The 12,446-nt window shown below is 69.3% G+C and carries 10 protein-coding genes; 8 read left to right on the top strand and 2 right to left on the bottom strand.

Going from position 1 to position 12,446, the window contains the following annotated elements; genetic code table 11:
* Positions 1–21: 21 nt before the first annotated feature.
* Both BIU99_RS14880 and BIU99_RS14875 read left to right on the top strand, forming a co-directional pair.
* Positions 22–1,344, top strand: a complete 1,323-nt coding sequence (locus tag BIU99_RS14880) for an ABC transporter substrate-binding protein (RefSeq protein ID WP_071261966.1) — start codon at positions 22–24, stop codon at positions 1,342–1,344.
* Between the two features lie 7 nt (positions 1,345–1,351).
* Positions 1,352–3,454, top strand: coding sequence for an alpha-galactosidase (locus BIU99_RS14875; protein ID WP_071261965.1), 2,103 nt, complete (start codon positions 1,352–1,354; stop codon positions 3,452–3,454).
* A gap of 72 nt (positions 3,455–3,526) precedes the next feature.
* Here BIU99_RS14875 and BIU99_RS14870 read toward each other — a convergent pair whose 3' ends face one another.
* A complete protein-coding gene (locus BIU99_RS14870) occupies positions 3,527–4,066 on the bottom strand; it encodes a hypothetical protein (RefSeq protein WP_064293998.1) in 540 nt (179 codons plus the stop codon).
* A 271-nt stretch (positions 4,067–4,337) separates the two neighbouring features.
* Here BIU99_RS14870 and BIU99_RS14865 point away from each other — a divergent pair, with 271 nt between their 5' ends.
* From BIU99_RS14865 to BIU99_RS14845, 5 genes are all read left to right on the top strand, one after another.
* Positions 4,338–5,186, top strand: coding sequence for a carbohydrate ABC transporter permease (locus BIU99_RS14865; RefSeq protein ID WP_139205479.1), 849 nt, complete (start codon positions 4,338–4,340; stop codon positions 5,184–5,186).
* The gene (locus BIU99_RS14860) at positions 5,183–6,121 is read left to right on the top strand and encodes a carbohydrate ABC transporter permease (protein ID WP_083397394.1); all 939 of its coding nucleotides are present in this window, start codon (positions 5,183–5,185) and stop codon (positions 6,119–6,121) included. Before BIU99_RS14865 ends, BIU99_RS14860 begins: the two co-directional genes overlap by 4 nt.
* 94 nt (positions 6,122–6,215) lie before the next feature.
* On the top strand, positions 6,216–7,550 hold the full coding sequence (locus tag BIU99_RS14855) for an extracellular solute-binding protein (RefSeq protein WP_064293996.1): 1,335 nt from the start codon (positions 6,216–6,218) through the stop codon (positions 7,548–7,550).
* A 46-nt stretch (positions 7,551–7,596) separates the two neighbouring features.
* Positions 7,597–9,501, top strand: a complete 1,905-nt coding sequence (locus BIU99_RS14850; protein ID WP_071261962.1) for a BNR-4 repeat-containing protein — start codon at positions 7,597–7,599, stop codon at positions 9,499–9,501.
* 73 nt (positions 9,502–9,574) lie between these two features.
* The gene (locus BIU99_RS14845) at positions 9,575–10,468 is read left to right on the top strand and encodes a LacI family DNA-binding transcriptional regulator (RefSeq protein ID WP_064293994.1); all 894 of its coding nucleotides are present in this window, start codon (positions 9,575–9,577) and stop codon (positions 10,466–10,468) included.
* Positions 10,469–10,529: 61 nt separating this feature from the next.
* Here the strand turns inward: BIU99_RS14845 and BIU99_RS14840 are convergent, their stop codons facing one another.
* Positions 10,530–11,351, bottom strand: a complete 822-nt coding sequence (locus BIU99_RS14840) for a DeoR/GlpR family DNA-binding transcription regulator (protein WP_071261960.1) — start codon at positions 11,349–11,351, stop codon at positions 10,530–10,532.
* A gap of 95 nt (positions 11,352–11,446) precedes the next feature.
* On the opposite strand from BIU99_RS14840, the gene BIU99_RS14835 reads away from it, so the two are divergent.
* The gene (locus BIU99_RS14835; RefSeq protein ID WP_071261958.1) at positions 11,447–12,445 is read left to right on the top strand and encodes an acetylxylan esterase; all 999 of its coding nucleotides are present in this window, start codon (positions 11,447–11,449) and stop codon (positions 12,443–12,445) included.
* Position 12,446 lies beyond the last annotated feature (1 nt).

The following is a 12,446-nucleotide window of genomic DNA, read 5'->3' as shown; positions in this document are numbered from 1 at the left end:
TCACAGAAGAACGGATTCGCTATGAACCTCAAGAGAACAGCGGTCGCCGCAGCGGTGCTGTCGGCCGTCGTCCTGAGCGGCTGCTCCTCCACCGGGTCGGAGGGCGGCAGCGCTGCTGCCTCCTGCGCCCCGGCCGAGGGCAAGGTCGACCTCAGCTTCACCTCCTGGATCCCCGGCATCGAAGAGGTCGTCGACGTCTGGAACAAGGAGAACCCCGACATCCAGGTCAAGGTCCAGACCGGCCCGAACGGCAACAGCGGTACGTACCAGAACTTCTTCAACCAGCTGAAGGCCGGCAACGCCCCCGACCTCGGCCAGATCGAGTACGACGCCCTGCCGAACTTCCGCGTGCAGAACGGCCTCATGGACCTCGGTGCGTGCGAGGACGTCATGGCAGCCAAGGACGACTTCGTCGACTGGACCTGGGGTCAGGTCTCGCTCGGTGAGTCCGACTCGGTCTACGCCGTCCCGCAGGACTCCGGCCCGATGGCCATGTTCTACCGCGCGGACCTGTTCGAGCAGAACGGGATCGCCATCCCGACGACGTGGGCGGAGTACAAGGAGGCCGCCAAGAAGGTCCGCGCCACCGGCGCGTACATCACCAACTTCTCGCAGGGCGACATCAACCAGTTCGCCGGCTTCGTCTGGCAGGCCGGCGGGAGCTGGTTCGACAACGACGGCTCCGACTGGACCGTCGACCTGACCGACCCCGCCTCCAAGAAGGTCGCCGACTACTGGCAGGACCTGATCGACGAGGACCTCGTCTCGACCGTCCCCACCTGGACGACCGAGTGGGACAACGCCTACAACTCCAGCGCCGCCTGGACCTGGAACTCCGCCGTCTGGGGCGCGAACTCCATCGCGTCGGGTGCTCCCGACACCGCCGGCAAGTGGGCCGTCGCGAAGGCTCCGCAGTGGGAGGCCGGCGACTCCGCGGCAGGCAACTGGGGCGGTTCCTCGACCGCCGTCTTCACCGGTTCCAAGCACCCCTATGAGGCGTCGAAGTTCGCGCTGTGGCTGAACACCTCGGACGAGGCGCTCACCATGCTCAACACGAGCGCCAACATCTACCCGGCGACGAAGGAGGGCCTGAACCTGCCCGTCCTCAAGGAGGGCGTCGACTTCTACGGCGGCCAGCCGATCTACGATGTCTTCGCGGAGGCTTCCTCCGAGGTGTCGGAGGACTTCGCCTGGGGTCCGACGATGACGCAGACGTACAACGACGTGTCCGACGGCTTCAAGGCTGCGGTCTCCGGCGACGGAACCCTGCTCGACGCCCTCACCAAGGGCCAGTCGGCGACGATCGACGCCCTCAAGGCGCAGTCCATCCCCGTCAAGGAGTAACAGAGCAGTGATCCACCACCTTCGTGCCGCGGGCGTCAGCCTGATCGTCGACGCCCGCGGCACGGAGGTGCCCACCATCCTCCACTGGGGAGCCGATGTCGGCGAACTCGCCACCGACGCCCTCACCGACCTCGCCGACGGGCTGACGCCGGCGATCCCGCCCTCCTCCATCGATGCCCCGCCGCGCCTCAGCCTGCTGCCCACCGTGTTCGATGGTTGGAGCGGTCGCCCCGGTATCGGCGTGCACCGGCCGGGCGGAACCGATGCGTCGAACCTGCTCGCGCTGCGGCTGATCGACCAGCAGGCCACCGACACCTCGCTGGTCCTGACGACGTCCGACGAGCGCGCCGCGGTGACGATCGTCTCGACGATCGAGTTGACCCCCCAGGGTGTGCTCCGCGTCCGGCACACGGTGCGGAACGATGCCGAGGTCGACCGACCCCTCGCCGTCGACGCCCTCGCCGTCGTGCTCCCGCTTCCCGACCGCGCCACGGAACTCCTCGACTTCACCGGTCTCTGGACGCACGAGCGCACGCCGCAGCGCCACCGCCTCGGGCAGGGCGCCTGGACGCGCGAGCACCGTCACGGACGACCCGGTCACGACGACGCGTTCCTGTCCGTCGCGGGCGCACCCGGCTTCGACTTCCGCTGCGGCGAGGTGTGGGCGACCCACCTCGCGTGGAGCGGCGACAAGGTGATCTGGAGCGAGCGCTCGCCACTCGGTCCCGTGGTCACCGGCTCCGGTGAACTCCTCGCGCCCGGTGAAGTCACGCTGGCACCGGGGGACAGCTACGAGTCGCCGTGGACGGTCGCCGTGTACTCCGACGCGGGTCTCGACGGCGTCTCCGCGCGACTGCACCCCTGGATCCGCTCGTGGAGCACGATCACGAAGCCCCGCCCGGTGGTGCTGAACACCTGGGAGGCCGTGTACTTCGACCACGACCTGCCGACACTGCTCACCCTCGTGGAGCAGGCCAAGCGCGTCGGTGTCGAGCGGTTCGTCCTCGACGACGGCTGGTTCACCGGTCGCACGGACGACCGCCGCGCGCTGGGCGACTGGTTCGTCGACCCGGAACGCTGGGCCGGTGGGCTGTCGCCACTCATCGACGCGGTCACCGGTGCCGGCATGGACTTCGGGCTATGGGTCGAGCCGGAGATGGTGAACCCCGACTCGGAGCTCGCGCGCACGCATCCCGATTGGGTCCTCGGGCATCCGGACGCTCCGACCTGGCGCTTCCAACGGGTGCTCGACCTGGACAACCCGGACGCCTTCGCGTACCTCCTCGGACGACTCGACGCGTTGCTGACCGAGTACGACATCGCGTTCCTCAAGTGGGACCACAACCGCGACCTCCTCGGCGGCTCGGCGCACCGGCAGACGACGGCGCTCTACCGACTGCTCGACGAGGTGCGTGCCCTGCACCCCGGTGTCGACATCGAGTCGTGCGCCTCAGGTGGCGCGAGGATCGACCTCGGCATCCTCGAACGGGTCGAGCGGGTGTGGACGAGCGACACGAACGACCCGCTGGAGCGGCAGTCGATCCAGCGCTACACGGGGCTCGTCGTTCCACCGGAGTACCTCGGCGGTCATCTCGGTGCGGCCCGTTCGCACACCACCTGGCGCACCTCGGACCTCTCGTTCCGCCTGGCCACGGCCCTCTTCGGCAGCGCTGGCATCGAGTGGAACCTCAACGAGGCGAGCGAGCCGGAACTCGAGCTGATCGCGACCTGGATCGCGCACTACAAGCGCCTCCGGCCGCTGCTGCACACGGGCGAGATCGTCCGCATGGACAGCGCCGACCCGGCACTGCACGCGCACGGGGTGATCGCCCAGGACCGCTCGTCCGCGATCGTCGCGCAGGTGGCGCTCGCCGCACCGCTGACGGCGATCCCCGCGCCACTGCGCGTGCCCGGCCTCGATCCCGAGCGTCGCTATCGGGTCCGCCCGCTCGACCTCGGCGCGCCCGCCCGGTCGATCCAGGACGTACCGCCCCGGTGGTTGGTCGAGGGCTCGGTCGTGCTCACCGGCCGTGCGCTGGCCGAGGTCGGGATCGCGATGCCGCTCCTCGCTCCCGAGCAGGCGCAGCTCTTCACCCTCGACGCGGAGTAGCCGCCGCGTTCGTTCGCCCATCTTCGGGCGAATGTGTGTTCGTTCGCCCCTGTTTGGGTGAACGGAGCACGGTCAGTCGATGCCGATGTCCTCGCCGACGACGGTGATCTGGGCCGGGACGGGCCAGGGGTGGTCGCCGACGGGTGCGAGACGGACGAGCTCGGTGACCCGGGGCGCCGGCGCACCCGCGGAACCGATGAGCCAGCCGCCCACGAGGAAGGTGGTGCCGGGGACCGACCAGACGGCGATGCCGGTCACGCCGAAGTCGCCGTAGGCGCCGTCGGAGAACCGCACCGTGACGAGGTCGCCGTGTGCGAGCTCGGCGAGCTGAGCGGCGACGGCACCGGGGTCGGGGTCGACGGGGTCCAGCTCGGGGATCGTCTCGAGCACCTGGAGCGGCTTCGTCGGCTTGCCGTTCTGGTCGAGCGCCGTACCGGCCAGGAGGAGCCCGCCGATGATCGGCGAGCGGCGGGCCCGGCCGACGAGATCGAACACGCCGTAGCGGGGCACGCTCAGGCGCGCTTGCAGTGAAGCAGCGTCCTCGGCCGACTCGATGGCGGCCGTGAGGCCTTTGATGTCGCGGCGAGCAGGAGCGCTGAGGTCGTAGTTCACCCATCAACTCTCCCATGTCCACTCCGGCAGCAGACAGACACGCTCAATCAACAAGTTCAATCATGTATGAACGGTCCGTTATGGAACCGTGACCAGTCTGCGTTGACCTGTCCCGGGGACACCCGGCATGCTGAACAACACTTGGCCGCTGATACTGGCGCCGCCGCCCAGGACGACCCGCATGCAGCGGACTGCTCCTCACAAGGATGTGAGTATGACGACTTCACAATTGATTACAGATTCAAACAAGCCGAGGCGGATGCCGGACGGGATGTTCGCGTTCGTCCTCGTCCTCCCCGGACTCGCGCTCCTCGTCGCGGTCGTCGCCTATCCGCTGCTGACCGCTCTCGTCACGGCGTTCTTCAAGCAGAGCCTGGTGGTGCCCGGCCGCGAGTTCGTCGGATTCCAGAACATCATCGACGTGCTGCAGGGTGACTTCCTCAAACTGCTCGGGCAGACGATGGTCTTCACGCTCGGAACGACGATCGCCCCCTTCGTCATCGGTTTCGCACTGGCCCTCGCGCTCAACACCCGCATCCGCGGTGCCAAGGTGATGCGCGGACTCATGCTGATCCCTTGGCTCGTTCCCGGCGTCGTCGTGTCGTTCCTCTGGATGTGGATCTTCAACGCGAACTACGGAGTGGCGAACGCCATCCTCGGTCTGTTCGGAATCGACGCGCAGGCGTGGCTGGCACAACCCCAGACGGCCATGTTCGCGGTGATCGTCGCGAAGACCTGGCAGTCCTTCCCCTGGATCATGGTCATGCTGCTCGCCGGCCTGCAGACCGTGCCACAGGAACTCCATGAGGCGGCCGAGATGGACGGCGCCGGGACCATCCGACGCTTCTTCTCGATCACGGTCCCGCAGCTGAAGGGCATCATCGGTCTCGTCCTGCTGCTCGAGTTCATCTGGAACTTCCAGCACTTCGACATCATCTACGTCCTGACAGGCGGCGGCCCGGCTGGGAGCACCCAGACCTTCGCCACCGCCGTCTACGAGACCGCCTTCCGCGGCTTCGACCTCGGCCACGCGGGCGCCCTCGGGCTGCTCTGGCTCATCCTCCTGATGGCGCTCGTCGTCGTCTACGTCCGATTCTCGGAGAAAGGCGAGCAGAAATGAGCGTCTCCACCGCCCCGCCGGCACCGCAGGACACCACGCCGGACCCGCAACCGCCGTTCGTCGCGACCGAGCTCGGCACGCTGCGACGCCGTCCGTCGCTCTTCCGCTCGGAGAGCCGGGCGGTCCGGATCAGCGCTTGGGTCGCGGTGATCGTCTGCGGCGGCTTCGGGCTGCTGCCGGTGTACTGGTTGCTGGCCACCTCGCTGACCCCACGCGCCCAGGTCTTCTCGTACCCACCGAAGCTCTTCCCCACGGAGATCAGCTTCGAGGCCTACACCGCCCTCGCATCGAACCCGGACCTGTTCGGTTACCTGCGGAACAGCATCATCGTGTCCGTCATCACCGCCCTGCTGTCCGTGATCGTCTCGGCCTACATGGGCTACTCGTTCTCGAAGTTCCGCTACCGCGGGCGTCGATCACTCATGTACTTCGTGCTCGCCTCGCAGATGTTCCCGCAGGCGTTGCTGCTGATCACCCTGTACTCGGTGTTCAGCGCCTACGGGCTCCTCAACACCTATGCAGCGCTGGTGCTGTCGTTCACGACGTTCACCCTGCCGCTGTGCGTCTGGATGTTGAAGGGGTTCTTCGACACGATCCCGGACGAACTCATCGAGGCGGCCCGCGTCGACGGGGCCTCCCGCCTGCGGATCATCCACTCCATCGTTCTCCCGTTGTCCGCACCCGGCCTGGTCGCCGCGGGCCTGTTCGCCTTCGTCCGCGGGTGGAACGACTTCATCTTCGCGCTCACGCTCGCGGGACCCGACAAGCAGACACTCCCGCCCGGCCTCGTGAACACCTTCGTCGGTGAGGCGGCCACGGCCTGGCCCGAGCTCATGGCCGCGTCCCTCGTCGTCTCCCTACCCGTGGCGATCGCGTTCATGGCCCTGCAGCGTCACCTCGTCGGCGGACTGACCGCCGGCGCCGTGAAGGGCTGAGCGCAGTACACCGGACCGGCCCGCCGCCGGCCTCCCCATAATCCGTCCCACCAACCCAGACACGTCCCACCAGGATCACGCTCGAGGAGGAGCCATGTCCCACCGCACCCCGTCCTTCGCCACCGCCGCACAGCAGACCGTCATCACCCGCCGCCGTGCCCTGCAGTTCCTCGGCATCGGCGTCGCCGCAGCCACCCTCGCCGGATGTGCACCCACCGGTGCTGCACCCGGGGCTGGATCCATCCCGAAGGCGACCGCCGGCGGCACCGCGACCGACTTCGACTTCGCGAGCTGGTCGCTCACCGAGAAGGCTTCGGCACCCGCCATCCAGAGCCTCCTGCAGAAGTACGAGGGCAAGGCCAAGATCGACGTCGGTGAGGTGTCCTTTCCCTACAACGAGTACATCAACCAGCTCATGCTGCAGGTCCGCGGCGGGCAGTTCTCCGGTGTCGCCCACGTCGACGTCGCTTGGCTCGGCTCGCTGGCGAGCCTCGGCAAGCTGCAGGACGTCTCCGGGCTGACCGAGGGACGCGGATACACGAAGGCAGGGCTCACGGCCGCGACATTCGACGGCGTGCAGTACGGCCTCCCGTGGACGATCGGCGCGATCGGCCTCGTCACCAACCAGGCGATCCTCGACCAGGCCGGCATCGGCGAGTTCCCCACGACGATCGACGAGTTCGAGGGGTCGCTCAAGCAGCTCAAGGGTCTCGGCAACGGCATGATCCCCTACGCCGCGTCGACGAAGGCCGCGCAGCTGAAGGACATCCTCATCTGGATGCAGACCTTCGGCAGCCCGCTGGTCGACGGGGACACCGTCACGATCGGCGACGACGCGAGCATCGAGGCGGTCACCTGGTACAAGAGCCTGTACGACCAGGGCCTCATCGCCGCCGACGTCGACCGCTTCGACGCACGCTCACTGTTCGCGCAGGGGCGCACCGCGATCTACGACGACGCGATCGTCGGACGGAGCGCCGTGACCGGCGAATCACCCGACCCCGACTTCGCGAGCAAGCTGCAGCCGGTCTCCCGGCCGGTCCTCAAGCAGGGTGACACGCCGCGTGCGCTCGTCTGGGGTGGGGCGCTCGCCGTGGTCGACGGTCCGGCCGCCGGCACCGCAGCGGACTTCGCCCAGTGGGTGACGTCCGACCCGGAGACCGTGCTCGAGGACTTCGCAGCCCGTGGTCTGCCGCCGGCGACCGAGGACGCGCTCAACTCCGACGCCGTGAAGAACGACTCGTTCGCCACGAACTTCAGTGACCGCATCACCAAGACGAGCTCGACGAACCCGTTCTGGAAGTTCGTCCAGTACTCGCAGATCGAGACGAAGATCGCGGAGAAGGTGCAGGCGGTCCTCGTCGGGCAGGAGAAGCCCGCTGAAGCCATGAAGTCCGCGGGCGAAGCCGCCCAGAAGCTCGTCGGCTGAGCCACGGATCGACGATCGGACACTTGTGACCGGCACCGGGGGAACCATGCGACGCAGCTCATCGAACACCGTCCGCGCGCTCGCCGGGGCCGCACTCACGGTCCTCGCGCTGGGGGTGACGGCGCCGGCGGTCGCCGCCCCCGGAGGACCGGTGCGTGGTGACGCGGGCGGGAAGGCGGTGACCGACACGGTCGAGACCGTGCCCGTCACCGTCGACACGTCGAACCAGGCCGGCTGGTGGCGACCGCTCGACGTCGTCGACGGTGTCTCCTACTTCGCCTTCAACGCGCCGGCGGCCACCGCGTCCAAGCACGAGGTGCACCTGGCCTCGCGGGGCGCGGACGGGACGTGGACCGAAGGGTGCCTGCGCTCGACGGCCGGAGGTGCCTGCGTGACCTTCACCGACGACAACGGCCACAACCAGCCCTCGATCGTGGTCGACGGCGACGGCGTCATCCACGCCTTCGTGTCGATGCACAACGAGCAGTGGAACGTGTTCCGCTCCTCAGTGCCCGGCGACGTCACCTCGCTCGTGGAGGCGACGTCGTCCATGCCCGACCTCGACGCGGCGATCACCTATCCGGTGACCGCGCGCGGGCCGGACGGCGACGCCTGGGTGCTCGTGCGCGTCGGAACGGACACGCAGGGGCGACGAGAGGGTCGGCTCTACCGGTACGATCTCGACACCGGTGTCTGGGAACGCGAAGCGGTGGTCGCCGCGGCGACCGGCTACTCCTTCTATCCCGACGACCTCGAGGTGGACGCCGACGGCCGCGTCCACGTGCTGTGGGAATGGGGCCCGTTCCCGGCGGACCCGGCGCGGCACCTCGGGTCGTACGCGACGTACGACCCGTCCGACGGTTCCTTCGCCGACGTCACAGGGACCGCGCTCACCGGACCGATCACCCCGACCACCCCGGGATCCGTCGTCTGGCGCCCCTTCGGTGCCGGCGAGGCCATCGGCAGCTACACGCCGGCGCTGCAGACCGCGAAGCTCGCCCTTGACGGCACAGAGCTCGCGGGGATCGTCTACCGGTTCGTCGAAGCCGACGAGACCGCATACGACGTGCGATACACCTCGTGGGACGGCGGTGCCTGGAACGACGAGTCGCTCATCGACGCCTCCGCGCTCGGTTCCGGCGTCTCGACCGTCGCCGCGATCGACGCGACGAGCTCCGGCGGAGTCGACCGCGTCTACGCGGTCCTCGCCGTACAGGTCTGCGGCGAGAACCGCAGCCAGGTGGTCCGGCTGGAGCGCGAGACGGTCGGCACCCCGTGGACGGCCCGCACGGTCGGCACCGATCAACTCGGCCAGCAACGGCTGCGGGCGGAGACCGTCGACGGCACGGATGTGCTCTACCTGAGTGCGCCACTCAGCGAGACCACTCGCGGCACCGTCCGGTACGCGGCGATCCCGCGAGCGGCGTCGGCCGAGACCGGCGGGACCTCGCTCCAGGACATCGTGTCGGGCCTTCGTGGCGAGGCATCCGGCACGAACGTGGCACTCGGTGCGACCGTCAGCGTGTCGTCGTCGCTGCGAGCCGACACCGGCGGTGCGCTCGCCGTCGACGGCGTGTGCACGGACGCGAGTCGCTGGATCTCTGCGGTCGGCGACACGGCACCCACGATCACGGCCGCCTGGCAGACCCCGACGGCGCTCGCAGAGATCAGGGTCAAGAGCGGCTACGCCGGGGGAGTCTCGACCGATTCGGTGCTCCGTGACTTCACCGTCGAGGTCCGGACGGGCGGTGCCTGGGTCGAGGTCGGACGGTTCGACGACAACACCGCCGGTACCGTCACCGCGACCGTGGACGGACTGGTCGTCGACGCGGTGCGCCTGCTCATCACCGACCCGTCCGCCTCGGCGACCGACGTCGCGCGGGTCTTCGAGATCGAGGCGATCGCGGCACCCGCCACCGAATCCGCGAGGAACGACGATGTCCCGAGATAGCGTTGTGCTCAGTCGGGACCGCAACGGTCCCGAGCGGCCGGGATCCGCCCGGTCAGCAGTGAGGAGCAGCACCATGTCGGACGCCGCTTTCGGCTCTCAGCGATCGGCACCGGTACCGCGCCGTTCGCGCACGGGCATGGTGGCGCTCGCCGTCCCGAACCTGGACGAACCGTACTTCGCGGAGCTCACGACGCTCCTCGTCCGCGGCGCCGACGAGCGTGGACTGTCGATCCTCATCCAGCACACCGAGGGCGACCACGATCGCGAGGTCGACATCGCCAACGGGGTGGGCCTGCCGCTCACGGACGGACTCATCCACATCCCCCGCTCGCTGACGGTCGGCGACCTGACGCGGCGGACCTCCCCGGGGCCCCTGGTGCTCCTCGGCGAGCACATCCAGGTGAGCCCGTTCACGCACATCTCGATCGACAACCGGGCGGCCGCCGACGCCGCGACGACCCACCTCGCCGAGGTCGGCTGCTCCCGCATCGCGTTCATCGGGCCCAGGGACGAACGTCCGTCCGACGCAGCGGATCAGCGGTACGCCGGGTATCGGGACGTGGTCGCGCGGCTCGAGCTCGCGCAGGAGCCGTCGCTCATCGGGCACGTCGACGCGTTCACCCCCGAGGAGGGACGACGCGTGATGCGTCGGATGACCGCCGAGGGCGTCGAGCTCGACGGTGTCGTCTGCTCCAACGACTCGATCGCCTTCGGCGTGCTCGCGGCCCTCCAGGAAGCTGGCCGGCGGGTTCCCGAGGAGGTCGCGGTGATCGGCATCGACGACGTCCACGCCGCCCAGTTCTCGACCCCGTCGCTCACCACGGTCGCCCCCGACTACGACGCGATCGTGCGCGCGGCCTTCACCGAGCTCGAACGTCAGATCGCCGCCCCGCCCGGTGCCGACACGCCGGTCCGGCACGTGGTCGTCGACGCGCGGATCGTCGCGCGGAACAGCACGGCGCGCTGAGGTCCATGAGCGGAAGGACAGGCCGGCGCTCCGCTGTGCCGGGGTGCTGGAAGCGGCGCGGTCAGTCGTCCATGCGGTCGTCGTCGACCGCAGCGGAAGCGACCGGCGCGAGCCAGACCTCGCCGAACTGCGCGCGGAGCGTGGTCTCGATGTCCTCGGTCACGTCGTCATCCATGACGAGGTGGTCCACCTCGCGGAGGTCGACGATCGTCGTCAGTCCGACGGCACCCCACTTCGAGTGGTCGGCGAGGACCACGGAGCGACGCCCGGCGCCGACGAACGCCCGGTTGGTCTCGGCCTCGAGGAGGTTCGAGGTCGTCAGTCCCGCCTGCAGGTCGATCCCGCGGACGCCGAGGAAGACGACGTCGCAGTGCAGGGACTCGATCGCCCGCACGGCGACCGGACCGACGAGGGCGTCCGAGGGGGTACGGACGCCGCCGGTCAACACGACCGTCTGGGTGTACGGCTCGTCGGCGCGGTCGGGCCGCGCGAACACGTCTGCCACCGGGAGGGAGTTCGTGACGATGGTGAGCTCCGGGATGGCGCGCAGCTCCTGCGCGAGGGTCCAGGTGGTGGTGCCGCCGGACAGGCCGACCGACATGCCGGGCTCGACGAGGACGGCCGCGCGACGGGCGATGGCGCGCTTCTCGGCCAGCAGTCGGCGTGCCTGGTTGGGGAAGCCGAGCTCGACACGGTCGGGCAGCCGGGGCGTGGTGGCGCCACCACGGACGCGGTCGACGAGGCCCTCCGTGGCGAGTTGCTCGATGTCGCGCCGCACGGTCATCTCGCTGACGCCGAGCGCGGTCGCGAGGTCGACGACGCTCGCCGCACCGTTGCGGCGCACCTCCGACATGATCTGCGATCTGCGTTCTGCACCGAGCACAGCGTCCTCCTTCGACCCGGTTGCCAGTCTGTCACGAGCGCGTGCCGGGCTGAGGCACCGGCGATCCACGACGACGAGACGGAGGCGGATGACGCATGCGTGAGGTACGACATCGGGACTGGTTCGGCGATGTGGTTCGCGACGGCACCTACGGCTACGACCTCGAGGCGCTCCTGGCCGTCGAACCGGTCGTGCCGCCGGCCGGATTCGAGGAGCTGTGGCGCGGGTGGTACGCGGCGGCACGTGAGGTTCCTCCGGATCCGATCTTGACCCCGATCGGCCGGCAGGGCGCGCACGAGGTCTTCGTCGTCGAGCACACGGTCGCCGACGGCCTCCGTCTGCGCGGATGGCTCGCGATGCCGGCGGGCGGGCCTGCACGCTTCGGGATGGTGCATGGTCACGGGTACGGCGGGCGGGAGGCGCCGGACTGGTCTCGCGTCCCGGACGACGCTGCCGTCATCTTCCCGATCGCCCGCGGCCAGGGCGTCTTCAACGCGGGACTCGGAGCGCCGACACCGGAGGACGGGCATGTCCTGTTCGGCATCGACAGCGTAGAGCGGTACGCGCTCGGCCGGTGTGCCGTCGACCTCTGGCACGCGGCGTCGGCGCTGCTCGACGTCGTCGGACCGCTCCCGCTCTACTTCGTCGGTGAGAGCTTCGGCGGCGGGATCGGTGCGCTCGCCCTGCCATGGGACGACCGCTTCGTCGGAGCGACGCTCGTGGTGCCGAGCTTCGGTCAGTACGACCTGCGTCTGCGCCTGCCGTGCGAGGGGAGCGGAGAGCGGGTTCGACACCACGTCGCCGAGCACCCGGAGGCGCGTGAGGTCCTGCGGTTCTTCGACGCGTCGACGGCCGCGGGGTTCGTCCACGTGCCGGTGCGGGTGGAGGCCGCGCTCTGGGACGGACACGTGCCACCACCCGGGCAGTTCGCCGTCGCCAACGCTCTCGAGGATATCGAGCTGAGCGTCCTCCCCGCCGGGCACACCGAGTACCCGGGGCTCGATGCCGTGCTGGCGGAGTCGTATGCGGCGACGAGGGCGCACGCGCTCCGGTCGGTCGCGCGGGCAGTGGGAGGAGCTGCAGGCGCGAGGTGAG

Origin of the sequence: Plantibacter sp. MMLR14_011 (genome assembly GCF_001865025.1) — a bacterium.
In the GTDB taxonomy this organism is placed as follows: domain Bacteria; phylum Actinomycetota; class Actinomycetes; order Actinomycetales; family Microbacteriaceae; genus Plantibacter; species Plantibacter flavus_A.
This window is presented reverse-complemented; position numbering and strand designations above follow the sequence as displayed.